This window comes from Pseudomonas sp. DC1.2 (genome assembly GCF_034351645.1).
Classification (GTDB): Bacteria; Pseudomonadota; Gammaproteobacteria; order Pseudomonadales; family Pseudomonadaceae; genus Aquipseudomonas.
On the sequence record NZ_CP133782.1, the window covers coordinates 4,236,393 to 4,260,912 of the forward strand.

The 24,520-nt window shown below is 58.5% G+C and carries 20 protein-coding genes and 1 pseudogene; 13 read left to right on the forward strand and 8 right to left on the reverse strand.

The window, feature by feature from the left end; all coding sequences use genetic code 11:
* Nucleotides 1–4 precede the first annotated feature (4 nt).
* Together RHM68_RS19155 and RHM68_RS19160 are read left to right on the forward strand one after the other, a co-directional pair.
* Nucleotides 5–2,041, forward strand: a complete 2,037-nt coding sequence (locus RHM68_RS19155) for a sensor histidine kinase (protein WP_322217850.1) — start codon at nucleotides 5–7, stop codon at nucleotides 2,039–2,041.
* Nucleotides 2,042–2,043: 2 nt separating this feature from the next.
* The gene (locus RHM68_RS19160; protein WP_322217852.1) at nucleotides 2,044–2,625 is read left to right on the forward strand and encodes a cob(I)yrinic acid a,c-diamide adenosyltransferase; all 582 of its coding nucleotides are present in this window, start codon (nucleotides 2,044–2,046) and stop codon (nucleotides 2,623–2,625) included.
* A 92-nt stretch (nucleotides 2,626–2,717) separates the two neighbouring features.
* On the opposite strand, the gene RHM68_RS19165 is transcribed toward RHM68_RS19160, so the two are convergent.
* From RHM68_RS19165 to secA, 4 genes are all read right to left on the reverse strand, one after another.
* Nucleotides 2,718–3,668, reverse strand: a complete 951-nt coding sequence (locus tag RHM68_RS19165) for a Nudix family hydrolase (RefSeq protein WP_322217854.1) — start codon at nucleotides 3,666–3,668, stop codon at nucleotides 2,718–2,720.
* A complete protein-coding gene (locus RHM68_RS19170; protein ID WP_322217857.1) occupies nucleotides 3,665–4,297 on the reverse strand; it encodes a glutathione S-transferase family protein in 633 nt (210 codons plus the stop codon). Before RHM68_RS19170 ends, RHM68_RS19165 begins: the two co-directional genes overlap by 4 nt.
* Nucleotides 4,298–4,420: 123 nt before the next feature.
* Entirely contained in the window at nucleotides 4,421–5,638 is a 1,218-nt protein-coding gene (gene argJ, locus RHM68_RS19175; RefSeq protein ID WP_322217860.1) for a bifunctional glutamate N-acetyltransferase/amino-acid acetyltransferase ArgJ, read from the reverse strand.
* A gap of 123 nt (nucleotides 5,639–5,761) precedes the next feature.
* The gene (gene secA, locus RHM68_RS19180) at nucleotides 5,762–8,497 is read right to left on the reverse strand and encodes a preprotein translocase subunit SecA (protein WP_322217862.1); all 2,736 of its coding nucleotides are present in this window, start codon (nucleotides 8,495–8,497) and stop codon (nucleotides 5,762–5,764) included.
* Nucleotides 8,498–8,804: 307 nt separating this feature from the next.
* Here secA and RHM68_RS19185 point away from each other — a divergent pair, with 307 nt between their 5' ends.
* A complete protein-coding gene (locus RHM68_RS19185) occupies nucleotides 8,805–9,260 on the forward strand; it encodes a DUF721 domain-containing protein (protein ID WP_322217864.1) in 456 nt (151 codons plus the stop codon).
* Between the two features lie 30 nt (nucleotides 9,261–9,290).
* On the opposite strand, the gene RHM68_RS19190 is transcribed toward RHM68_RS19185, so the two are convergent.
* Complete coding sequence (locus RHM68_RS19190; RefSeq protein ID WP_322217866.1) at nucleotides 9,291–10,778, reverse strand: helicase HerA-like domain-containing protein; 1,488 nt, start codon at nucleotides 10,776–10,778, stop codon at nucleotides 9,291–9,293.
* Nucleotides 10,779–10,963: 185 nt separating this feature from the next.
* On the opposite strand from RHM68_RS19190, the pseudogene RHM68_RS26815 reads away from it, so the two are divergent.
* The 3 genes and pseudogenes from RHM68_RS26815 to RHM68_RS19200 form a co-directional block, all read left to right on the forward strand.
* Nucleotides 10,964–11,995, forward strand: a pseudogene (locus RHM68_RS26815) (cache domain-containing protein); the annotation flags it as partial.
* 93 nt (nucleotides 11,996–12,088) lie between these two features.
* Nucleotides 12,089–12,853, forward strand: a complete 765-nt coding sequence (locus tag RHM68_RS26820) for a methyl-accepting chemotaxis protein (protein ID WP_416195251.1) — start codon at nucleotides 12,089–12,091, stop codon at nucleotides 12,851–12,853.
* 423 nt (nucleotides 12,854–13,276) lie between these two features.
* Nucleotides 13,277–14,272: a lysylphosphatidylglycerol synthase transmembrane domain-containing protein gene (locus RHM68_RS19200; RefSeq protein ID WP_322217871.1), complete on the forward strand. Its 996-nt coding sequence runs from the start codon at nucleotides 13,277–13,279 to the stop codon at nucleotides 14,270–14,272.
* Here RHM68_RS19200 and RHM68_RS19205 read toward each other — a convergent pair.
* Both RHM68_RS19205 and purU read right to left on the reverse strand, forming a co-directional pair.
* On the reverse strand, nucleotides 14,259–14,435 hold the full coding sequence (locus RHM68_RS19205; protein ID WP_322217873.1) for a hypothetical protein: 177 nt from the start codon (nucleotides 14,433–14,435) through the stop codon (nucleotides 14,259–14,261). The genes RHM68_RS19200 and RHM68_RS19205 overlap by 14 nt on opposite strands.
* A gap of 81 nt (nucleotides 14,436–14,516) precedes the next feature.
* Nucleotides 14,517–15,365: a formyltetrahydrofolate deformylase gene (gene purU / locus RHM68_RS19210; protein WP_322217876.1), complete on the reverse strand. Its 849-nt coding sequence runs from the start codon at nucleotides 15,363–15,365 to the stop codon at nucleotides 14,517–14,519.
* Between the two features lie 336 nt (nucleotides 15,366–15,701).
* On the opposite strand from purU, the gene mvaT reads away from it, so the two are divergent.
* Nucleotides 15,702–16,079: a histone-like nucleoid-structuring protein MvaT gene (mvaT, locus tag RHM68_RS19215; RefSeq protein WP_322217879.1), complete on the forward strand. Its 378-nt coding sequence runs from the start codon at nucleotides 15,702–15,704 to the stop codon at nucleotides 16,077–16,079.
* A 97-nt stretch (nucleotides 16,080–16,176) separates the two neighbouring features.
* On the opposite strand, the gene sbcB is transcribed toward mvaT, so the two are convergent.
* Nucleotides 16,177–17,607 (reverse strand): exodeoxyribonuclease I, encoded by a 1,431-nt coding sequence (gene sbcB / locus RHM68_RS19220; RefSeq protein WP_322217881.1) that lies wholly within the window; start codon nucleotides 17,605–17,607, stop codon nucleotides 16,177–16,179.
* Nucleotides 17,608–17,793: 186 nt separating this feature from the next.
* Between sbcB and RHM68_RS19225 the strand changes: the two genes are divergently transcribed.
* From RHM68_RS19225 to RHM68_RS19250, 6 genes are read left to right on the forward strand one after another with little or no spacing between them, the layout of a single operon-like run.
* The gene (locus RHM68_RS19225) at nucleotides 17,794–18,519 is read left to right on the forward strand and encodes an RDD family protein (RefSeq protein ID WP_322217883.1); all 726 of its coding nucleotides are present in this window, start codon (nucleotides 17,794–17,796) and stop codon (nucleotides 18,517–18,519) included.
* A complete protein-coding gene (locus RHM68_RS19230) occupies nucleotides 18,516–19,493 on the forward strand; it encodes a stage II sporulation protein M (protein WP_322217886.1) in 978 nt (325 codons plus the stop codon). The genes RHM68_RS19225 and RHM68_RS19230 overlap by 4 nt, the downstream gene beginning before the upstream one ends.
* Entirely contained in the window at nucleotides 19,480–21,024 is a 1,545-nt protein-coding gene (locus tag RHM68_RS19235) for a DUF4129 domain-containing protein (RefSeq protein ID WP_322217888.1), read from the forward strand. The genes RHM68_RS19230 and RHM68_RS19235 overlap by 14 nt, the downstream gene beginning before the upstream one ends.
* On the forward strand, nucleotides 21,021–22,184 hold the full coding sequence (locus RHM68_RS19240; RefSeq protein ID WP_322217890.1) for a DUF4350 domain-containing protein: 1,164 nt from the start codon (nucleotides 21,021–21,023) through the stop codon (nucleotides 22,182–22,184). The genes RHM68_RS19235 and RHM68_RS19240 overlap by 4 nt, the downstream gene beginning before the upstream one ends.
* A complete protein-coding gene (locus tag RHM68_RS19245; RefSeq protein WP_322217892.1) occupies nucleotides 22,181–23,179 on the forward strand; it encodes a MoxR family ATPase in 999 nt (332 codons plus the stop codon). The genes RHM68_RS19240 and RHM68_RS19245 overlap by 4 nt, the downstream gene beginning before the upstream one ends.
* A complete protein-coding gene (locus tag RHM68_RS19250; RefSeq protein WP_322217895.1) occupies nucleotides 23,176–24,507 on the forward strand; it encodes a DUF58 domain-containing protein in 1,332 nt (443 codons plus the stop codon). The genes RHM68_RS19245 and RHM68_RS19250 overlap by 4 nt, the downstream gene beginning before the upstream one ends.
* The last annotated feature ends 13 nt before the right edge of the window (nucleotides 24,508–24,520 follow it).

Here is a 24,520-nt window from a genome sequence, read left to right on the forward strand (position 1 = left end):
CCCAATGCCACTGCGCCAGCGCCTTGAAAACCTTCCGGTCGGCCAAAAACTGTTGGCGGCTCTTCTGGTATTGCTGGTCACTATCCTGCTGGTCGCCAACCTGACCTTTATCAGTGCCGCGTACTACATCTCCCAAGAAAGCATGGCCCCCCAAGCCTTGCAAACCATCGGCCGGCTGGTGTCCAACCCCAGCCTGGTGTCCGAAGCACTCAAGTCGCCGCAAAACGCCGAGCGCCTGCTCAACGAACTCGATAGCTACGCGCCTTTGCGTGCAGCGGCCCTCTATGACGGCAACGGCCAGCGTCTGGCCCAGTCGCAGCACGGCGACAAGCTCAAACTACCGGACCAATACCGTCACATCGAAGCCTGGCAAGCCACCGAGTTTCGCAGCAATCAAGTGATCACCCTGCCCCGCCCAGGCACCGAGCCTGGCCACCTGTTACTGGTGGCCAGTAGTGAACTGCCCATGGCGTTCTATACCGGAACGCTGACCGCCAGCCTGGGAATTCTGATCTTCAGTGTGCTGTTGTGGCTGGTAATCGCCCGGCAAATCAAACGCCTAATCACCCGACCCATTCATGAACTCGAAGAGCTGTCACGCCAAGTGACCCGGGAAGAGAACTACGCGCTGCGTGCCTCCAGGGGCAACCACGATGAAATCGGTAGCCTCGCTGCCGCGTTCAACACCATGCTCTCGCGCATTGAGGCTCGGGAGCAGCAACTTAAACGCGCTCGAGACGACTCTCAGGCCGCCTATGATCAGGCCCAGGGCCTGGCGGAAGAAACCCGTCACACCAATCGCAAGCTGGAACTGGAAGTTCAGGTACGCAGCAAAATCGAGAAGAAACTCACCGGTTTCCAGAACTACCTCAACAGCATCATCGACTCCATGCCGTCGGCGCTGATCGCCCTCGACGAGCAGCTCTATGTGACGCAGTGGAATCAGGAGGCCAGCGCCCTCTCCGGCACGCGACTGGACGAGGCCCTGAACCAGCCCATTTTCCTCGCCTTTGAACCGCTCAAGCCATTCTTGCCGCAGCTAAAGCAAACCGTCGAACAGCACACCGTGGCCAAAATCGAACGAGTGACGTGGTTCAAGGACGATGAACCCAAGCACTACGCCCTGACGTTCTACCCGCTGATGGGTGGTGCCGGACGTGGAGTGGTGATCCGGATCGACGACATCACTCAGCGTCTGTCTCTGGAAGAAATGATGGTGCAATCAGAAAAAATGCTCTCGGTAGGTGGACTCGCGGCCGGTATGGCCCACGAAATCAACAACCCGCTGGGGGCTATCCTGCACAACGTGCAAAACATTCGCCGAAGACTGTCGGCAGAACTCCCGAAAAACCTCGAAACGGCCGAGCAACTGGGCATCGACCTGGAAGTAGTCAACCGATATCTGCAAGGTCGCGACGTGCCGAAATTGCTCGATGGCATTCAACAGGCGGGCGCCAGGGCGGCGAAGATCGTGACCCACATGCTCAGCTTCAGTCGCCGCAGCACCCGACAAATGGCGCCGTGCGACCTGCCGGCACTGATCGATCAAGCCGTGGACATCGCCGGCAACGACTTCGACCTCGCCATCGGCTTCGACTTCAAGGGTCAGGCGATCACCCGCCAGTTCGACCCGGCGCTGGGCCCCGTGCCAGGCACCGCCAACGAGCTGGAGCAAGTCCTGCTCAACCTGCTGAAAAACGCCGCGCAAGCCATTCATCAACGTGAAGACGACAGCGAACCGGGACGAATCATTCTGCGTACCAGGCTCAATCCGCCATGGGCGGAAATCCAGGTCGAGGACAACGGCATTGGCATGAGTGAGAACGTGCGCAAGCGCACCTTCGAGCCGTTCTTCACCACCAAGGAAATCGGCCAGGGCACCGGCCTTGGGCTGTCGGTGTCGTACTTCATCATCACTAACAACCACAAGGGTCAGATGGAAGTGCAATCGACTCCGGGCCAGGGCACCTGCTTTACCTTGCGCTTACCCTTGGCCGGCACCGCGCTGGTCTCTCAAGAACTTAATCTGCTACAGAGGTAATCATGGGCTTTCGCTTGTCGAAAATTTACACCCGCACTGGCGACACAGGCGAAACCGGGCTGGGAGATGGTCGCCGCGTACCCAAGGACCATCCACGGATCGAGGCGATTGGCGAAGTCGATACGCTGAACAGTCAGGTCGGCGTACTGCTGGCCGGTTTGTCGGCTGAAAGTACGACGTGTCCGGGGTTGAACGAGGTGATCGAGGTACTAGCGCCGTGTCAGCATCGATTGTTTGACTTGGGTGGAGAGCTAGCCATGCCGGCCTATCAGGCGTTGAACAGGGCCGAAATCGAACGGCTGGAAGCCGCGATCGATGTGTGGAATGAAGAGCTGGGGCCACTGGAAAATTTCATTCTGCCGGGGGGCTCGGCATTAATTGCCCAGGCTCATATATGCCGTAGCCTCGCCCGCACGGCCGAGCGGCGTTGTCAGCACTTGAATGCGGTTGAACCGCTGACCGGGGTTGGTCTGGCGTATATCAATCGGTTGTCGGATTTGCTGTTTGTGGCAGCGCGATTGATTGCCAAGCGTCAGGGCATTGCCGAGATACTTTGGCAGCCGGCGGCCAAGCCTCAGGCTTGATCGACGACCTTCAGGCGACCCTTCGCAAGCAGGCTCGCTCCCACACCGACATCATTTTACGTGTGGGGGCGAGCCGGCGAAGAGGTTAGCAACTACACCAAAGAGTCAGGCCAAAACGCTCGAATCCCCGCTACTCCCTGCGCCCCCGCACCCCAAGCCTTCTCGCGCTCTGCGGGGCCAACGCCACCGAGTAAGAACACCGGTTTGCTGAAACCTTCGATCAACACCGAAGCCTGCTCCCAACCCAATGGCTGCGCATCCGGATGGGTCTGGGTCGGCTGTACCGGCGACAGGGTGACAAAGTCCACACCCATCTGCTCGGCAAGCGTCAGCTCTTCAGCGTTATGGCAGGAGGCGGCGAGCCAGCGCGACGCCGGCAAGGGACGACCGGCAGCGGCGTACTTGCGCAATTGCGTAGCCGTGATGTGCCAACCGGCGGATGGGAAATCGCCCAACCACTCGAATGGCCCTTTGATCATCAACTGAGCTTTCCCAGCACACAGCCCCGCCGCATCGACAGCCAGATCGCGGTACTTGGGGTCGTAGCCGTTCGGCGCCCTTAGCTGAATCAGCTTGATACCGCCCGCAATAGCTTTCTGGATACCGCGCAACAAGGCCGGGGTTTCCAGGTCCTGCGGGGTGATCAAGTATTCGGCCGGAAGCCGTGCAGCCGCGACGATGGGCTGGTTGGCCGCGGGAAAGGGGTAGTCAGCCAGGTCGCGTACAGAAACCCACGCCAAAGGCTGCCCCTCGGCGCCGTGAGGCTCGCCGGTAAACGCCGAGACTTCCCAGACATCCAGCAACACGTGTTTGTCTGGGTAATCGTGTTGAACCTTGATCAACGGTCGCGAAGCACGAACCACAATGCCTAACTCTTCCTGAAGCTCTCGGGCCAGGGCGCCCTCCACGGACTCGTCGGCCTCGACCTTGCCTCCGGGAAACTCCCAAAGCCCGCCCTGATGCTGGGTGTCGGCTCGTCGGGCTATCAGCACTTTACCGCTGCTGTCGCGGATGACCGCTGCTGCTACGTGTACTCGTTTCACGGTTTTACTTCCTCCAGGCCTGCCTTCTGCCACGCCTTAAACGCTGGCCATTGGTAGAGGGTTTCAACATAGGCAGCATCCGTTTCAGACAATTTCACCTGATAGGTACGCAAGCGCACGGCAATCGGCACGAAGAACGCATCGGCCAAAGTTACCCGACCAAACAGGAACGGCCCGGTTTCAGTGGCCACGGCGCGACACTCTGCCCAAAGCGCCAGCATCCGCTCGATTTCTGCCTGAACATCAGGCGGCGTCAAGGCCAGCGGTGCGTTGCGACTCAAGTCGAACGGCATGTTACTGCGCAAGCCGAAGAACCCACTGTGCATCTGCGCACACGCCGACCGGGCCTGGGCACGGGCAGCGATGCCTGTAGGCCAGAGGCCCGCGTCGGGGAACTGCTCGGCCAGGTACTCGGCAATGGCCAGCGAATCGGCGATGACGCCGTGTTCGGTTTTCAACAACGGCACTTTGCCGGTCGGTGAATGCTTGAGCACACGCTCAAGGGTGTCTGGCTGGTTCAGCCTGATCAGTTCCTCGGTGTAAGGAACCCCGGCAAGATCAAGTGCCAGCGCGCCGCGCAGGGACCAGGAGGAAATCAGTTTGTTGCCGATGATCAGGTGGAGGCTCATGTTTTGGCGCCTTTTAAGGAAGGTAGCAGCCAGAATCTCTAGCGTCTGGTGGTCCGCCTTCGCGAGCAAACCAGCGCCCACCGGAGATTTGGCGGGTTCGCTCTCGAATGGGGTAACTCAGTCTTAAGTGCGGTACTCAGCGTTGATTTTCACGTATTCGTGAGAAAGATCGGTAGTCCAAATGGTTTCGCTGCAGTCGCCGCGACCCAGTTCGATACGGATGGTGATTTCTTCCTGCTGCATCACGGCCGCACCCTGGGCTTCGGTGTAGGTCGACGCGCGAGCGCCTCGGCTGGCAATGCACACGCTGCCCAGGAACACGTCGATCTTGCTGACGTCCAGGTCAGGCACACCGGCGCGGCCAACGGCAGCCAGAATGCGGCCCCAGTTCGGATCGGAAGCAAACAGAGCGGTCTTGATCAGCGGCGAGTGAGCCACGGTATAGCCGACGTCCAGGCATTCCTGATGATTGCCGCCGCCGTTGACTTCGACGGTGACAAACTTGGTAGCGCCTTCGCCATCACGCACGATGGCCTGCGCCACGTCCATGCAGACTTCAAACACCGCTTGCTTCAGCTTGGCGAACAGTTCACCGCTGGCCTCGGTGATTTCCGGCAGCGCCGCCTGACCGGTGGCGATCAGCATGCAGCAGTCGTTGGTCGAGGTGTCGCCATCAATCGTAATGCGGTTGAACGACTTATTGGCTCCGTCCAACAGCAGGTTTTGCAGCACATCGCGGGAAACTTTAGCATCGGTGGCGATGTAGCCAAGCATGGTCGCCATGTTCGGGCGGATCATGCCAGCACCTTTGCTGATGCCGGTAACCGTAATGGTCACGCCGTTGTGCTGGAACTGGCGGCTGGCGCCCTTTGGCAGCGTGTCGGTGGTCATGATGCCGATGGCGGCAGCTTCCCAGTTATTGACCGACAGATCGTCAAGGGCAGATTGCAGGGCGCCTTCGATTTTTTCTACCGGCAGCGGCTCGCCGATAACGCCGGTAGAGTACGGCAGCACTAAGCTGGCTTCGACGCCGGTCAGTTCAGCCAGTTTGGCGCAGGTGCGCTCGGCGGCGGCCAGGCCCGGCTCGCCGGTGCCAGCGTTGGCATTACCGGTGTTGGTCAGCAGATAACGCACCGGGCCTTGCACGCGTTGCTTGGCCAGAATGACCGGGGCGGCGCAAAAAGCATTCAGGGTGAACACGCCCGCGACCGTGGAACCTTCAGCACAGCGCATGACCACGACATCCTTGCGCCCAGGGCGCTTGATGCCGGCCGAGGCGATACCGAGTTCAAAACCGGCAACCGGGTGCAACGTAGGCAAAGGACCAAGACCAACAGCCATGAATGCGCTCCTTAAAAAGATGTTATCTGCACCGTCCTGACAATAGGCGGTGATTTAAATGGCAAAACGCCGCGACGGCATAAGCCGGTCGCGGCGCGGGTATTTCAGCGACTGGAACGGGTTTTACTGAATCTGCCCGTGGCAATGCTTGAACTTCTTGCCCGAACCGCAGTAGCACAGTTCGTTACGGCCCAGCTTCTGATCGTTGCGCACGGGCAGAGTGGCCAAGGCGACATCGACCTCTTCACCGAGAATTTCCGGCTGTTCCAGGCCCGGCGCTTCGTCGTGCTGGAACTGCATACGTGCAGCCAGCGCTTCGGCTTCCTGACGCAGACGAGCTTCTTCTTCGACAGGGTCTTCGCGGCGGACCTGAACGTGGGAAAGCACACGAATCGAGTCGCGCTTGATCGAATCCAGCAGCTCGGAGAACAGCGTGTAGGACTCGCGCTTGTATTCCTGCTTCGGGTTCTTCTGTGCATAACCACGCAAGTGGATGCCGTGACGCAGGTGATCCATGGTCGACAGATGGTCTTTCCACAGATCGTCCAGCACGCGCAATACGATTTGCTTCTCGAAGGTGCGCAGCGCTTCGGCGCTCGCCTGCTCTTCTTTCTCGTTGTAGGCGGCCAGCAGCTCGGTCATGAGCTTTTCACGCAGTGTTTCTTCGTACAGGTGATCGTCTTCGTCCAGCCACTTCTGGATCGGCAACGGCACGCCGAAGTCGCTCTGCAACGCCGCTTCCAGACCCGCCACGTCCCACTGCTCAGGCAGCGATTGCGGAGGGATATGAGCGCTGACAGTCGCGTTGAGTACGTCCTGACGGAAATCGGCAATGGTGTCGCCAATGTTGTCAGCAGCCAACAAACTGTTACGCATGTGATAGATCACTTTGCGCTGTTCATTGTTGACGTCATCGAACTCAAGCAGCTGCTTACGAATGTCGAAGTTACGGCCTTCAACCTTGCGCTGAGCCTTTTCGATGGCGTTGGTCACCATGCGGTGTTCAATCGCTTCGCCAGGCTGCATGCCCAGGGCCTTCATGAAGTTTTTCACCCGGTCAGAGGCGAAAATACGCATCAGGCTGTCTTCCAGCGACAGGTAGAAACGGCTGGAACCGGCGTCACCCTGACGACCGGCACGACCACGCAACTGGTTGTCGATACGGCGCGATTCGTGACGCTCGGAAGCGATCACCTGCAAACCACCCGACTCCAGCACTTGCTGGTGGCGTTTCTGCCAGTCGGCCTTGATCTGCGCGATCTGCTCCGGAGTTGGATCTTCCAGAGAAGCGACTTCCACTTCCCAGTTGCCGCCCAGCAGAATGTCAGTACCACGACCGGCCATGTTGGTGGCAATAGTCAGTGCGCCTGGACGACCGGCCTGAGCGATGATCTCGGCTTCTTTTTCGTGGAACTTGGCGTTCAGAACTTTATGTTCGATGCCTTCTTTCACGAGCAGGCTGGACATGTGCTCGGACGTTTCAATGGTTGCAGTACCGACCAGCACCGGACGGCCCTGGGTCATGCATTCCTTGATGTCGGCGACGATAGCCGCGTATTTCTCGTCGGCGGTGAGGAACACCAAGTCGTTGTAGTCTTTACGCGCCAGCGGCTTGTTCGGCGGGATAACCATCACCGACAGACCGTAGATCTGGTGGAATTCGAAGGCTTCGGTGTCCGCAGTACCGGTCATGCCGGACAGCTTGTTGTACAGACGGAAGTAGTTCTGGAACGTGGTCGAAGCCAGGGTCTGGCTTTCGGCCTGAATATTCAGTTCTTCCTTGGCTTCGATGGCCTGGTGCAGGCCTTCAGACAGACGACGACCTGGCATGGTACGGCCGGTGTGTTCGTCAACCAGGACGACCTGACCGTCCTGCACGATGTATTCGATATTGCGGTGGAACAGTTTGTGCGCACGCAGCCCTGCATAAACATGAGTCAGCAGGCCCAGATTGTGTGCTGAATACAGGCTCTCGCCTTCAGCCAGCAGGCCAACGCGGGTGAGCATTTCTTCGATGAACTGGTGACCGGCTTCGTTGAGTTCAACCTGGCGAGTCTTCTCGTCGACAGTGTAGTGGCCAGCCTTGGTGACTTCGCCTTCCACTTCTTCGATGTGCAACTCAAGCTGCGGGATCAGTTTATTGATCTCGATGTACAGCTTGGAGCTGTCCTCGGCCTGACCGGAAATGATCAGTGGGGTACGGGCTTCGTCGATGAGAATGGAGTCGACTTCGTCGATCACGGCAAAATTGAGTTCACGCTGGAATTTTTCTTCCATGCTGAACGCCATGTTGTCGCGCAGGTAGTCGAAACCAAATTCGTTGTTGGTGCCGTAAGTAATATCAGCAGCGTAAGCCCGACGTTTCTCTTCCGGCGGCTGGAACGGCGTAACAACGCCGACCGTCAGGCCGAGGAATTCGTAGAGCGGACGCATCCAGTTGGCGTCGCGGCGGGCCAGGTAGTCGTTCACCGTTACAACGTGAACGCCCTTGCCAGATAGCGCGTTGAGGTAAACACCCAGTGTTGCCACCAGGGTCTTACCTTCACCGGTACGCATTTCCGCGATCATGCCTTCATGCAAGGTCATGCCACCGATCAGCTGGACATCGAAGTGACGCATACCCATGACACGCTTACCGGCTTCGCGGGCGACCGCAAAAGCTTCGGGCAGCAGCTTGTCGAGGGTTTCCCCTTTGGCGATGCGGGCCTTGAACTCATCGGTCTTGGCACGCAATTGATCGTCCGAAAGGGCCACCATTTGCTCTTCGAAGGCATTGACGAATTGCACCGTCTTGAGCATGCGTTTGACTTCACGCTCGTTCTTGCTTCCAAAAAGTTTCTTTAACAAAGGCGCAAACATATCGGCAGGATCTTCCACACTAAAGGGATGGAGGGCGGCCCCGTGAGTCGCCCGTGCAGCCCTCATGGCCGCATGCGAACGAGCATTCTACCCGGAAACGATGGTGAGGAAAGTGGCGTTATTCCACGATGCATGCACTGCGCTGTAACGGGGCTCACTTAAAATAAGGGCTTTTTACTGAACTTCAACCCATTCAGGGCAGAAGTTACTTGTTGATTTAATGAGTAAAGCGCTCACAAAGCAATGGGGCGGGTACATCGGATGCTTTCTGCTACCATGGCGGCTCTGTAACTTCAGGTGCCCTCTCATGGCATTTCGCCCTCTTACGGCAAGAGCACCCGCCGTTCTGCTTCGCGAAGCCAAACCGCTGAAAGCCATCTTCAGCCACGCTCAACGCCTGGGCCATCTACAACGTCTGCTGGAAAGTCAATTGCAGCCTGCCGCTCGTGAGCACTGTCATGTGGCCTCCTGGCGCGAAGGCAGCTTGCTATTAATAGTCACTGACGGCCATTGGGCAACCCGCCTGCGTTACCAACAAAAGCGTTTGCAACGCCAGTTGCAGATGTTCGATGAATTCGCCAGCCTCACACGCATCCTGTTCAAAGTGCAGCCGCCCACCGTCCAGCAAGGCGCGGCCGGCCACACCATCAGTTTATCCATGGATGCGGGCGCAACCATTCAGGCCACGGCTGAGGGCATCAGCGACCCGAGTCTTCGGGCGGCGCTGGAGCGATTGGCCGCGCACGCCAAACCAAAAGACTGACGCGCCTACGCAGGGTGCGCAGCCAGCCGTCTAGCGGCGTTTGTTGCCACCGAGCAAAGAGCCCATCAACCCGCGCACCAACTGTCGGCCCAACTGACTCGCCGCCTGTCGCATCGCCGATTTGAGCGCCTGACCTGCCGCCGTGCCGAGAAACTCCCCGGCTTTGTCAGTGAAACTGGGCTCTTCTGCCACAGGTTTACCGGCGGCCACTTCAACCTCGGGGGCCAGGCCCTTGCGCCCCATTAGCACTTCATAAGCTGATTCACGGTCTATCGGCTGGTCATAACGACCTTTCAATGGCGAACTGGCGATCAGCGCAGCGCGCTCTGCCTCGGTCAATGGCCCTATCCGTGATTGTGGTGGTGCGACCAGCACGCGCTGCACGCTGTCAGGCGTGCCTTTTTCCGTCAAGGTTCCGACCAACGCCTCACCGATCCCAAGCTCAGTCAACACCGACAAAGTGTCGAATGCCGGATTCGGCCGAAATCCATCAGCGACAGCACGCAGGGACTTCTGCTCTTTGGCCGTGAACGCACGCAAGGCGTGCTGAATACGCAGGCCCAGTTGGGCCAGCACGTTATCGGGCAGGTCGCCCGGCGATTGCGTGACAAAGTACACGCCCACGCCCTTGGAACGAATCAAGCGCACCACTTGCTCCAGACGATCCTGCAACGCCTTGGGCGTACCGGAAAACAACAAGTGCGCCTCGTCAAAAAACAGCGCCAGCAAGGGTTTTTCGGCATCGCCACGTTCCGGCAACTGTTCGAACAGCTCAGCCAGCAGCCATAACAGGAAGGTCGCATAGACCTTCGGCGATTCATGCACCAGGCGACTGGCATCGAGCAAATGTATACGCCCACGACCATCGGCGGCGGGCTGCAGAATGTCTCGCAATTGCAGCGCCGGTTCGCCGAACAGCGCCTCAGCCCCCTGCTGCTCCAGCGTTGCGAGGCGTCGCAACAGGGCCTGACTGGAACCAGTAGTCATCAGTGCGGCATCGTCACCCAGCAACTGTGGATTGTCCCGCAGGTGATTGAGTAGCGCCTTCAAATCCTTGAGATCCAGCAGCAACAGGCCTTCGCGGTCCGCCACCTTGAACGCTGCGTAAAGTGCCGACTGCTGACTGTCAGTCAGCTCCAGCAGACTACCGAGCAATAAAGGCCCCATTTCGCTAAGGGTGGTGCGCAACGGATGACCGGACTGGCCGTGAATATCCCACAGGGTCACGGGATACGCCTGAGGTTGGTAATTGAGCCACGGCATCCCGGAGACCCTCTCGGCGACCTTGCCTTGAGGGTTACCCGCAGCCCCCAGACCGCACAGATCACCCTTGATATCGGCGGCGAATACCGCCACGCCGGCCTCACTGAAAGCTTCAGCCAGGCGCTGCAAAGTCACCGTCTTGCCGGTGCCGGTAGCGCCGGCGATCAGACCATGAAGGTTCGCCAGGCGCATGGCCTGGGCAATCGGCTGCCCCGTGAGGTCGGCGCCAATAACGAGTTTCGATGAGTCAGGCATTTTGTCACCCTGGTTAATCTTTGATCCGGCACGGCCGATAAATAGAGGCAAGAGAAAAGACTGCAAATAGCGTCGGTAACTCCCTGAGCAGAGAAGGAATATCAGCTCGCTTTCAACACGGCCCATGTTGCCTGCCTCTTAAAAGCACGCCTTGGCCACTAAGACCTTAGCGGACACCCCAAGCCATGAATAAAAATCTGCGCTTCAGCCATAAAATCCTGCTTGCCGCCGCCCTTATCGTTATCGCCGCTTTTGCATCATTCACGCTGTACAACGACTATTTACAGCGCAACGCGATTCGCAGCGACTTGGACAACTACCTGCAAGAAATGGGTAGCGTCACGGCAAAAAACATTCAAACCTGGCTGGCCGGTCGCAGCCTCCTGATCGAAAACCTGTCGCAAACCGTTGCTTTGAATCCAGAGGCCGGCAATGTTGCCAACCTGCTGGAGCAAAAGTCTGTGAGCGCTACCTTTATGGGGGCGTTCCTGGGCAACAAAGATGGGTCGTTCATTATCCGCCCCAACAGCAAGATGCCCGACGGTTACGATCCTCGCGTTCGCCCTTGGTACAAAACCGCACAAAATTCCAGCGGCTCAGCATTGACTGAACCCTACATCGATATGGCGTCTGGCCAATTGGTGATTTCCATCGTCAACCGCGTCCTCAAGGATGGTCAGGACATCGGCGTGGTGGGTGGCGACTTGAGCTTGCAGGTGATCGCCGACAGCCTCAATGCACTGGACTTCGGCGGTATGGGCTATGCCTTCCTGGTCAGCGCCGACGGCAAGATTCTGGTCCATCCCGACAAAGCGCTGGTGATGAAAACGCTTAAGGATGTCTACCCGCAGGACACGCCGGCGATAAGCAGCCAACCGAGCGAAATTCAGGTTAACGGCAAAACCCGCATCGTGACCTTCACCCCGATCAAGGGGCTCTCATCAGTCAACTGGTACATCGGTCTGTCTGTGGATAAAGACAAAGCGTTCTCGATGCTCAGCGAATTTCGTACCTCGGCGGTGATCGCCACAATCATTGCCGTCGCCATCATTATTGCCTTGCTGGGCATGCTGATCCGGATTCTGATCCAGCCCTTGCACGTCATGACCCGCGCGATGGAAGACATCGCCGACGGTGAGGGTGATCTGACCAAGCGCCTGACCATTCAGAACCAAGACGAATTCGGTGTTCTTGGCACCGCGTTCAATCGTTTCGTAGAGCGAATTCATACATCGATTCGCGAAGTTTCCTCGGCCACCGGGCAAGTCAATGAAGTCGCCCTGCGGGTAGTGGCGGCCTCGAACTCATCGATGTTCAACTCCGACCAACAAGCTTCGCGTACCAACAGCGTCGCCGCAGCGATCAACCAACTGGGGGCTGCGGCCCACGAAATCGCCCGTAATGCAGCCCAGGCTTCCAGCCAGGCAAGTGATGCCCGCAGCTTGGCCGAAGACGGCCAGCAAGTGGTGGATCGCAGTATCAAAGCGATGAATCAACTGTCGAGCATGCTCAGCGCCTCCAGCACCAATATCGAGTCGCTGAACAGCAAAACTGTGAACATCGGACAGATTCTCGAAGTGATCACCAGCATCTCCCAACAAACCAACCTGCTGGCACTCAATGCGGCCATCGAAGCGGCTCGCGCGGGTGAAGCCGGCCGCGGTTTTGCAGTGGTGGCAGACGAGGTTCGCAACCTGGCGCACCGCACTCAGGAGTCGGCGCAGCAGGTCCAGACCATGATCGAGGAGCTGCAAGTCGGTGCTCGCGAATCCGTCAGCACCATGAGCGAGAGCCAGCGCCACAGTCAGGACAGTGTGGAAATCGCCAACCTGGCAGGCGAACGCTTGAACAGTGTGACGCTGCGAATCGGTGAAATTGACGGGATGAACCAGTCGGTGGCCACCGCGACAGAGGAACAGACGGCTGTGGTCGAATCGATCAACGTCGACATTACTGAGATCAACACACTGAACCAGGAAGGCGTGGAGAACCTGCAATCAACGCTGCGCGCATGCTCAGACCTTGAACAGCAAGCTGCGCGGTTGAAACAGTTGGTAGGCAGTTTCCGTATCTAGCGTCTGATTGAACCTCATCACGAGCAGGATCGCTTCCACACGTTCAACGCGAACCGTGGAAGCGGGTCGGCTCGCGACAGGGCTCGGTAAAATACCAAGCCACGCCGCTCTCCCACCACCACCGAACATCTATCCTGCACAAAGGTCAATCAACGAAGAGCAACGGAGCGCCGGGGTGTTCATCGTGTTGATGGCCGACATGACTCTGCTCTAAGCCCTTGGCAGCGGTGGCGTCCCGAGGTCGTTTGATGCACCAGATCTAAACCCCAGACGTTCGCCCGAACCTGAACTCGGTTGACATGCACCCTAAATTCTCGTGGACTTAGTGGCTGCAACCCTGACGCGCTAACTCAAAGACGGGCGGATACCGATGACGAAAAACCGATGGATTGGCCTGCAACACGACTGCATCACTCACGATTTATGAGTCGCGCAATTCTGCTGTTCTTTGCACTGCTGGCAGCGGTACTGATTCCTCTGCTGTTGGGCGGCGGAGAAACCTGGTCGAGACTGCGCCATTTTCCGCCGATGATGTTGCTGGTCATGTTTGCCATGGTCCTGCTGTGCTGGGTGCTAAACACCCTACGCTTGCGTCTACTGCTGGGGGACCAACGGCAACGGGTCAGCCCATTGAAAAGCCTCGGGGTAGTGATGGCTGCCGAGTTCGCCTATTGCGCGACGCCCGGCGGCAGCGGCGGGCCGCTGACCATCATGGCCCTGCTGGCGCGCAACGGCGTGCGTCCGGCGCGAGGCAGCGCCGTATTCGCTATGGATCAACTCAGCGATCTGCTGTTTTTTCTCTGCGCCTTGAGCGCAATCCTTATTTATGCGCTGTTCCAACACCTCAGCCAGCGCATGGAGTGGCTATTGACGCTCACTGCCATTTCGCTGTTCGGTGGACTGATCAGTTGCGTGCTGGTGGCCTGCTACCATCGCTTACTTATTCGCCTGAGCGGCCGGCTACTTGCACGTCTCAATATCAAAGCCTCCACGCGAATGCGTTGGGCGCGAAAACTCCTGCATTTTTTGGCGGCGTTCTCCGACACACTGAAACTGCCCTTTCAGACGCTGATCAGCGTGTTTGCCCTGACATGCGTGCATTGGCTTCTGCGCTACAGCGTGCTCTATCTCGCGTTGCGAGGGCTTGGCGCCGATGTGCTGTGGGCATGGAGCTTTTTGATTCAGATGCTTTCATTAAGTGCGGGACAGTTCAGCCTGTTGCCGGGTGGTGCCGGAGCGGCGGAACTGACATCGGCAGCGCTTTTGGCGCCCATGGTGGGAAAATCTACCGCAGCCGCGGCGATTTTGATCTGGCGGGCGGTGACGTACTACTTTTATCTGGCGGTGGGCGGGCCGATATTCTTGTTGATGCTCGGCCGACCATTGTTGAGAAAACTGATGAAGTTCAAGCGAGCGTAGGCTTGCTGTCGGGCGCTTGTTGCAACTGTTCCCACAACTCGGCGGCGCCGGGAAACTCCGTTCCATCGTCGGGGCTCAAGTCGTCCGGGTCGTAGCGACTCAAACAACCTTCGCCCAGCGTGGCGGGGGCCTTGGAAACGGCTTTGTCCAGTGGATCAACCACGCGGATGTCCTCAGTGCAGAAACGGCGAAGGGCCTGGAACGATTGAACGCCCAGACCCTTCGAATTTCAACCGTGAACTGATCAGAACACGACGGTTTTGTTGCCGTGGACCAATACCCGGTCTTCCAGGTGATAGCGCAAGCCACGGGCAAGCACCATTTTCTCGACGTCGCGACCGAAGCGCACCATGTCTTCGATGCTGTCGCTGTGGCTGACGCGAACCACGTCCTGTTCGATGATCGGACCTGCGTCCAGCTCTTCGGTCACGTAGTGGCACGTGGCGCCAATCAACTTCACGCCCCGCATTGACGCTTGGTGATACGGCTTGGCGCCCACGAACGACGGCAGGAAACTGTGGTGGATGTTGATAACTTTGTGCGCATATTCGCGACACAACGCCGGCGGAAGAATTTGCATGTAACGGGCAAGCACCACCACCTCGGCATCGTGGTGCCTGACCAGACGCGACACTTCGGCAAAGGCAGGTTCTTTATCCTGTGGATTGACCGGTACGTGGTAATACGGAATGCCGTGCCATTCAACCATGCTGCGCAAATCGTCATGGTTTGAAATAACGCAGGAAATTTCGCAATCCAATTCGTCACTGTGCCAGCGGTGTAGCAAGTCGGCCAGGCAGTGCGACTCGCGACTGGCCATCAACACCACACGCTTCTTCTGCTCGGTATCGGTGATGCGCCAGTTCATCGAGAATTCTTCGGCAATCGGCGCAAACGCTTCGCGAAAGGCTTCGATACCGAAAGGCAGCGAATCGGCACGAATTTCGTGACGCATGAAGAACCAGCCACTGAGATTGTCCGAGTGATGGCTCGCTTCAGTGATCCAGCCGTTATGTGACGCCAGAAAGTTACTGACTTTAGCAACGATGCCGACGCGGTCCGGGCAAGCAATCACTAGCCGAAAAGTGCGCATGAGGGGGAAACTCCAGAACTTCGCAAAGGCCACCATTCTAGCGATTGCGCAGCAAAACTGCAGTATTGATGACAGATTGTCTTGCGTATCGGCCAACAGCAGCATGGTGACAACGTCTTTCTGCCCAGGTGAATGGCGCTTGCGCTGAACGTAAAAACGCACAATTGTGAATATCTGTACTGAAGGCATCACACTATTTAACTGGATTTCCTATTTATGCCTATTCGCTGAAACTAATTTAAATAAAACTCCGGTTAAATGTTTACTTGATGAAACACCCTGACTATTATTGCGGCACTGTAACCCTGTCTCCAGCGCCAATATAAGGTAGTCCTCATGTCCTTGATCAACGAATACCGTGCCACCGAAGAAGCTATCAAAGAGCTGCAAGCGCGTTTGAAGAACCTGTCCCAAGACGACAAACTGCAAACCGAGCTGGAATTCGAAGGCAAACTGCGCACCTTGATGGGCGAATACTCCAAGTCTCTGCGTGACATCATCGCGCTGCTGGATCCAGAGTCCAAATCCAAGGCTCCACGTGGCGGCGCAGTAAAAGTCACCGGCACCAAGCGTGCCCGTAAAGTTAAACAATACAAAAACCCGCACAATGGCGAAGTCATCGAAACCAAAGGTGGCAACCACAAAACTCTGAAAGAGTGGAAAGCCAAGTGGGGCGGTGATGTGGTTGAAGGCTGGGCTACCCTGCTGGGCTAAGCCGTAACACCTGCCGCAGACTGATCTGCGACAAAAAAACGCCAGCTGATGCTGGCGTTTTTTATGCCCGGAGTTCAGGTCTCCAGGCTTTTCGATGTCAAAGACCCAAACGTTTGCGCAACCCCAGAATATAATCCTGCCACTCATTCAGCACCTGGCACTGAATCGATGTAGCACTAACAGCCAGTTGGGCGGCGGCCTCTACAAAAGACTCCAGTGTATTGGGAGCGCCCCACTCGGGCGCGGACAAACGCTGCTGACAAAATACTCGCCAGCGCTCTTGCTCTTCGAAATTCAGCGTATCTGGAAAGTTACGTGCTCGATATCGAAACAATAAGGGCGATAAACGTTCATCATCGAACGGCCATTGCTCTTGTGCCAACTGCACAGGATCGGCGCTTCTCACTTGCTCACATAGACGTCGATCACGGTCACCGATAAAGCCGTCGTATAACTGTTGTTCAGGGTCTTGGCTTGCTACGAAATCTTCGCTCGCATAGATCTCCAGGATTTTATCGCGCCAAACTTGTTGTGCGTCACTTAGCCGCAGTACACGCGCCTGATACAACGCCATATCCAGACCAAGGCGTTGCTGATCGACAGGACGCAGTACCGAGAGTGGCGCTACCACCGGGCATTTGTTGATATGAATAAGCTTGAGCGGCACCGGCAACTCGCCTTCAGCCAAATCATCACGGCGCGTATACAAGCGCTGGCGCAAGGTCTGCGCGTCCAGGTCTAGTAAGCCTTGGGGATCAAGGTGCAAGTCGCAGACAATCAGGGCGTTCTTGTTGCGCGGGTGCCACGCCAGGGGCAGCACCACGCCTACATAGTGGCGAGCAGCCGAAAAGCGCCCCGAGATATGCACCATAGGCTGCAACAGCCGAATCTGATCCATCACCTTTTGTTTGCCGCGTAACTGAAACAGCCAGTCGTACAACTTCGGCTGTTTTTCCCGGATCAGACGAGCCAGAGCGATGGTTGCGCGAACATCCGACAAGGCTTCGTGGGCATTCCCATGATCGATGCCATTGGCGACTGTCAGCCGATCAAGCTTGAGCGTCACCCGCCCTTCATCATCCTTCGGCCAGGCCAAGCCTTCGGGACGCAGTGCATAGGCCGTGCGCACCACATCAATCAGGTCCCAGCGACTGTTACCGCCCTGCCACTCACGCGCATAAGGATCGAAAAAATTTCGATAGAGGCTGTAACGGGTCATCTCGTCGTCAAAACGCAACGTGTTATAACCCGCCCCACACGTGCCTGGCGCCGCCAGCTGGGCGTGAACGCGAGTCATGAAGTCGGCTTCGCTCAGGCCTTGTTCTGCAAGGAGGCTGGGGGTAATTCCGGTGATCGCACAGGCTGCCGGATGAGGCAGGATGTCGTCACTGGGCTGGCAATAAAGATTGACCGGCTCGTCTATTTCGTTGAGATCGAAGTCGGTGCGAATCCCCGCCACCTGAAGCGGACGGTCACAACGAGGGTTGATGCCAGTGGTTTCATAGTCGTACCAGAAGATCGAGGTCACGGGCTGTTCCTGAACTGAAGACCGGCGAAGTCTAGGCGCACACCTGTCGCCGCGGCCAGTAATCTTGCTATTGAATCACCGTCGCCCACTCACCGTGCGCTACATAGTTATGTCGTTTTCCCCCAAGAGGCTGCTAGCATCGGCCGGACATTGATTCCCGACCCGGCCCCATCACTCAGGTTGCCCATGCTCGAGACCACAGCATTGCCACGGAAAGCGCCGCTGTACCCGCCCCTCGATACGCGATATCAGGTCGAAACGCCCGAAGGTATCGACTTGCCTCTGCGCCCGGCGGGCTTGATGGTTCGCTCACTTGCGTTCTCGATTGACCTTGGGCTGCGCGGGTTGGTTCTGGGCTTGCTGTTGATCACCCTCGCATTTCTCGGCAAGCTCGGGGCGGGGCTGGGCTCGATTCTGCTGTTCGTGGCGAGCTGGTGGTACATGGTGCTATTTGAAGTGCTCAATCAGGGCCGCTCGCCCGGCAAGCAATGGATGCGGTTACGTGTGGTGCATGACGATGGCACGCCGATTGGCTGGTCCGCCTCGCTGCTGCGCAATCTGCTACGGTTCGTCGACGTATTACCCTTTGGCTACTTTCTCGGCGCCATCAGTTGCCTGCAACACCCCACATTCAAGCGCCTTGGCGACCTGGCCGCCGGCACACTGGTGGTCTACAGCGAACAGCCGCTCAAGCGTCCCGAACTGCCCGAAGCCGAGCCGTTACGGCCGGCCTTTGCGCTAACGCTGACCGAGCAACGCGCGATCCTGGGGTTTGCCGAACGCCAGAACGAGCTCTCCGAAGCACGAGTCAATGAGCTTGCGGCGATCCTCGCCCCACCGTTACAGGTTTCAGCGCCACGAGCCTTGGCCGAACTCAACGGCATCGCCCGCGGTTTGTTGGGCGCCCCATGAAGCAGAGTCTTTTCGAAAGTCGCCACAAGGCCGAATGGGAGCAATTCAGCCTGACCCTCGACCGTCTCGAACGGGGTAAAGCGGCCTCTCAAGTGGCCAGTTTTGCGAAAGACTATCGCCGACTCTGCCAGCAGTTGGCCTTAGCCGAGGAGCGCGGTTACAGCAGCTTCCTGATCGATTCTTTGCAACAACGGGTACTGCGTGGCCATCAACAACTGTATCGGCATCGCAGTCAGTTGAGGGCCAACGTACTGGCATTCATCCTGGCCGACTTCCCCCGCCTGGTCCGTGAGCAGTGGCGCTTTGTACTGGCCGCGAGCTTGATGTTCTTCGGCAGCCTGATTGGTTTTGGGCTGTTGGTGTACCTGTTTCCGGACCTGATCTACAACCTGATCCCGACCGAGCAGGTTAGTCAGATGCAAAGCATGTATGACCCCGTCGCCGGTCATCTCGGCCGCTCTACGGAACGCGCGGCCAGCGAAGACTGGGTGATGTTCGGTTACTACATCATGCATAACATCGGTATCGCCTTTCAGACCTTCGCCAGCGGTTTGCTGTTGGGCTTGGGCAGTGTGTTTTTTCTGTTCTACAACGGTTTGATGATCGGCGCGGTAGCCGGCTACCTCACGCAAATCGGCTATGGGCAAACGTTCTGGTCGTTTGTGATCGGTCACGGAGCCTTCGAACTGACAGCCATCGCCTTGGCCGGTGCCGCAGGCCTGCAACTGGGTTGGGCGTTGATTGCACCTGGGCGCCTGCACCGGGCTGAGGCCTTGCGCCTGGCGGCACGAAAAAGTGTGATGCTGATTTGCGGGGTCATGTTGTTTCTAGTGATTGCCGCGTTTATCGAAGCCTATTGGTCATCCCTGACCGGACCTGCACCCATGACCAAATATGCGGTAGGCACCGGGCTCTGGTTATCCGTGACGGCGTACCTGCTGTTGGCCGGACGGGTATCCCATGCTCCTGAGTGATGCCACGGTGGTGATTCGACCGCGTACTACTTGGGAAGCCATGGACCTGGGCGTGCTGCTGAGCCAACGGCACCGCCGTCTGCTAATGACCAGTTGGGCCATCATCACCTTGCCGGTTTTTGCCCTGCTGAGCCTGATGCTTTGGGATTTTCCTTCCCTCGCCTTGTTGATTTTCTGGTGGCTAAAGCCGGCGTTCGAGCGACTCCCGCTGTACATCCTTTCCAAAGCCCTGTTCGGTGAAACGCCTACCCTCAAGCAAGCGCTTCGACAATGGCCGCGCCTGCTCAAGCCCCAGCTACTGGCCAGCCTGACATGGCGGCGGCTGAGCATGAGTCGCAGCTTCCTGATGCCGGTGGTGCAACTCGAAGGCTTGAAGGGTACGCCGCGGCAGCGGCGCTTACAGGTCCTGCTGCTGCGCAATGTTGGCGCCGCGCAGTGGCTAACGATCATCGGCGCGCTCCTGGAAAGCGCATTGTGGATCGGCTTGATGGGGGTGTTCTACCTGCTGCTGCCCTCACAGGTCGAACTCGACTGGAACTGGCAAACACTGATCGCCGCTGCCCAACAGGACTGGCAGTGGCTGGAACACCTGACCAATGCCTTTTACGCACTGGTGCTGGTGCTATGGGAACCGATCTACGTCGCCTGCGGTTTCAGCCTTTACATGAACCGACGCACGGTGCTGGAAGCCTGGGATATTGAACTGGTGTTTCGCCGTCTGCGCCAACGCCTGGCCAGTGCCGCAGTTGCCCTCCTGCTGGGGATCATGCTGCTGACGCCGACCCTACAAACGGTATGGGCCGACGAACCGCTGATCGCCCCCGACAGTCCGCGCCTGCTGGACCAACCCCTGACCAGTCAGGCATCCCGGGGCACCATCAAGGCACTGCTTGAGCAGCCGCCCTTCAAGAACAACGAAACCGTCACCCGCTACCGTTTTGGCGAAGACCAACCCGCCGGCCAAACCACGGGCGATGGCGGCATACCGCACTGGCTGAAAACGCTGCTGGGGCTGCTCGACAATCAACGCTTCGACGCGCTGACCACGTTGCTGGAAGTAGTGTTATGGGGCGTGGTGATGGGCGCTATTGCTCTATTTATCTGGCGTTATCGTGATTGGTTACGGGCCTTTGTCAGTCGTCGACCGACCCCTGGGCGCAAAGTCATGCCGCCTGCTCCGCAACCCCTGTTCGGGCTGGACATCCATCAAGACACCTTGCCCGTCGACATCGCCGCCAGTGCCGAAGCCCTCTGGCAGACCGACCCTCGCGAGGCCCTCGGGCTGCTCTATCGCGCTCTGCTTAGCCGCTTGTGGCATGACTTCAACGTGCCCTTAAAAGAGGCGGATACCGAAGGCCAGGTACTGCAACGGATCCAGCAACTGCAACAACCGGAGTTGTTGGCCTTCAGCCAGAAACTGACGCAACACTGGCAGAACATGGCCTACGGACATCGTTTGCCTGCGGCGCCAATACAACAGCAACTCTGCGACGGATGGCGGGCCCTGTTCGCTGTAGGGGCTACCCGTTGAGCCGGCGCTCGTGGCTAGCGCTCGGCGCCCTGCTTACTCTGTTGCTCGGTACGCTGTGCGTTTACCTGTACGTCAAGGCCACGCCTTATCAGAAAGTGATCGATCGCGGCCCCGCTCCCGAAGCCCGGGCCAATCCTTACCTGGCGGCTGAGCAGTTCTTGCGCAGACAAGGGATCACCGTCACCCACGCCAACAGTCTCGATGTACTGCCGGGCATCGATCCTCGCCAGCACAGCCTGCTGTTGCTGGGCGATCGCTCGTCGATGACCCCGCGTCAGATCGATCAGGTGCTGAATTGGACTCGGGCCGGGGGCCGTCTGCTGTTTGTCGCTAAGGCACTGTGGGATGAAAAGACCGGGCAAAGCAGCGACCTGCTGCTCGACCGGGTGCAACTGCACCAGATCCTGAGCAAAAACCTCAAGGAGCCGGCGCCCGACCACGGCGCGGATCCTTACCCGACGCTGACCAAACTGTACCTGGAAGACGAAGACGCCCCGGCCTACGTCAGCTTCGATACCGCGTTCCACCTCGAAGACCCGAAGAACCTCGCCCAAGCCTGGGCCAACAGCGCTAAAGCCACGCACATGATGCAACTGAACCACGGGCTCGGCTCAATCACCGTGGTCACCGACGCCGACCTCTGGAAAACTCCGGCTATCGGGCAATACGACAATGCGTGGCTGCTCTGGTACTTGAACGCTGGCACCGCAGTGACCCTACTGTTCAACACCGAGCACGACTCGCTGTTGACCTTGCTGCTGCGCTATTTCCCACAGGCACTGGTGGCGCTGGCGGCCCTGACAGCTCTCGGGTTCTGGCACCTCGGCGTGCGTCAGGGTCCGCTGCTGGAGCCCGCTCCGAAGGCACGCCGCCAGCTTCAGGAACACCTGCGCGCCAGCGCCGATTTCATGCTCCGCCGCCGAGGCCAGCACAGTCTGTTGCAGGCCTTGCAGCAAGATATCCTGCGCCGTGCCAGACGCCGTCACCCCGGTTTCGAACAACTGGTGATTACCGAACAATGGCTGGTGCTCGCGCGCCTGACCCGGCAACCCACCCGCGCCATCAGTCAGGCCCTGAGCCCGCGACCGAAACAGAAGCTGTCCAGCGCTGAATTCAGCCGGCAGGTCGCCCACCTGCAAACCTTGAGGAATGCCTTATGAGTGAAATCGAGCCCGGCACACAGAGCCACGCGGCCCAGCAACGCCAGCGCGCCAGCCAGTTGGCTCAGGCCGTGCGCAGTGAGCTGCACAAAGCCGTGATCGGCCAGGACAACGTGATCGACGATGTGCTCACCGCCCTGATCGCCGGCGGTCATGTGTTACTCGAAGGCGTCCCCGGACTGGGCAAAACACTGCTGGTGCGTGCCCTGGCCCGATGTTTTGGCGGCGAGTTCGCGCGTATCCAGTTCACACCGGACTTGATGCCGAGCGACGTCACCGGGCACGCGGTATACGACTTGCAAACAGAACAATTCAAATTGCGCAAAGGGCCGCTGTTCACCAACCTGCTGCTGGCCGATGAGATCAACCGGGCACCGGCTAAAACCCAGGCCGCGTTGCTTGAAGCCATGCAAGAACGGCAAGTCACCCTTGAAGGCCGCGCGCTGCCCATCGCCCAGCCATTCATGGTGCTCGCCACGCAAAACCCCATCGAACAGGAAGGCACCTATCCACTGCCTGAGGCCGAACTCGACCGCTTTATGCTCAAAGTGCGCATGGACTACCCCGACGCCGAGCAAGAGCTGGAGATGGTCCGCCAGGTCTGCCGCTCCACCCGAGCTGACATGCTCGATGTACAGCCGTTGCGCACAGTGCTGCAAGCCAAGGACGTCGTGACCTTGCAACGTATTGCGAGCGACTTGCCACTGGACGAACAAGTGCTCGACTACGCCATCCGCCTGGCTCGTGCCACGCGCAGTTGGCCCGGTTTGACCCTCGGCGCCGGCCCTCGGGCCTCTATCGCCCTGGTCCGTTGCGCCAAGGCGCGCGCCTTGTTGCGTGGCGGCGAGTTTGTGGTTCCGGATGACATCAAAGGCTGCGCGCTGGCGGTGTTGCGTCATCGGGTGCGGATTGCACCGGAGCTGGATATCGAAGGGCTTGAGATCGATCAGGTGCTCGGCCAAATGCTTGATCAAGTCACGGCGCCGCGCATTTGAAACCCTCTCGCCTGCTGTTGATATGGCTTGCGGTGCTGCTGGGCCTGGATATCCTGTTGGGCGCCATACGTGCGCTCGGGTTCGATGTGCCGCAAAACCTGCAATCCATCAGTTGGGCGTTGCTGCTGGCGTTGCTGGTGTTGTCGCTGCTGGACGCGGTGCGCCTCAAACGCCTGCCCTTGCCGCGTTTGAAACGGCACATGCCCAGCAGCCTGGCGCTCGGACGCTGGAGTGACATCCAACTGGAGGTCGAGCATGATTTTGCACAACCGCTTAACGTGCAACTCTTCGATCATGCCCCCTACGGTTTGAGCGTCGAACATTTGCCGCAATCGGTCGAACTGCAACCCGGCCAGCGCAGCCAGATCCGCTATCGCCTGCGCCCGCTCCGGCGCGGTCACTTTGCTTTTGAACACTGTGAAATTCACCTGCCGAGCCCATTGGGCCTGTGGTCCGACAAACGCCTGCTGAACGTGGAAGACACCGCCCGGGTGTACCCGGATTTCGCCCGGCTCTACGGCGGTCAATTGCTCGCGGTGGATAATTGGCTCAGCCAGCTCGGCGTGCGCCAACGCCAGCGGCGCGGTCAGGGGCTGGAGTTTCATCAACTGCGCGAATTCCGTGAAGGCGACAGCCTGCGGCAAATCGACTGGAAAGCCACCGCCCGTCAACGCACGCCGATTGCCCGGGAGTACCAGGAAGAGCGCGACCAGCAGATCATTTTCATGCTCGACTGTGGGCGTAGCATGCGAAGTCAGGACGATGAGCTGGCGCACTTCGATCACGCCCTCAATGCTTGCCTGCTGCTCAGCTACATAGCGTTGCGCCAGGGCGATTCGGTGGGGCTATGCACCTTTGCCGGCGAAGCGCCGTTCTACCTCGCCCCGGTCAAAGGCGCCGACCAGCTCAAAGCCGTGCTCAACGCGACCTACGACCTCAAAACCACCCAACGCCCCGCCGATTACCAGGCCGCCGCTAACCAATTGCTGGCCCGGCAAAAACGCCGGTCGCTGGTGGTGCTGGTGACCAACCTGCGGGACGAAGACGATGGTGAACTGCTGAATGCCGTGCAACGCCTGGGGCAGCGACACCGGGTGCTGGTCGCTAGCCTGCACGAAGGCATCCTCGATGAGCTGCGCCAGTCATCGGTGCAAACCCTGCCCGAGGCATTGATGCATTGCGCGACAGTCGACTATTTAAATGCTCGGACCGAACTCCATGAACGGTTGAGTGCTTATGGTGTACCAGTGCTGGATGCGCTGCCCGCAGAACTGGGAACGACGTTGGTGACCCGGTATTTGAGCTGGAAAAAGGCCGGAGAACTTTAGTCCCTCGGCCTGC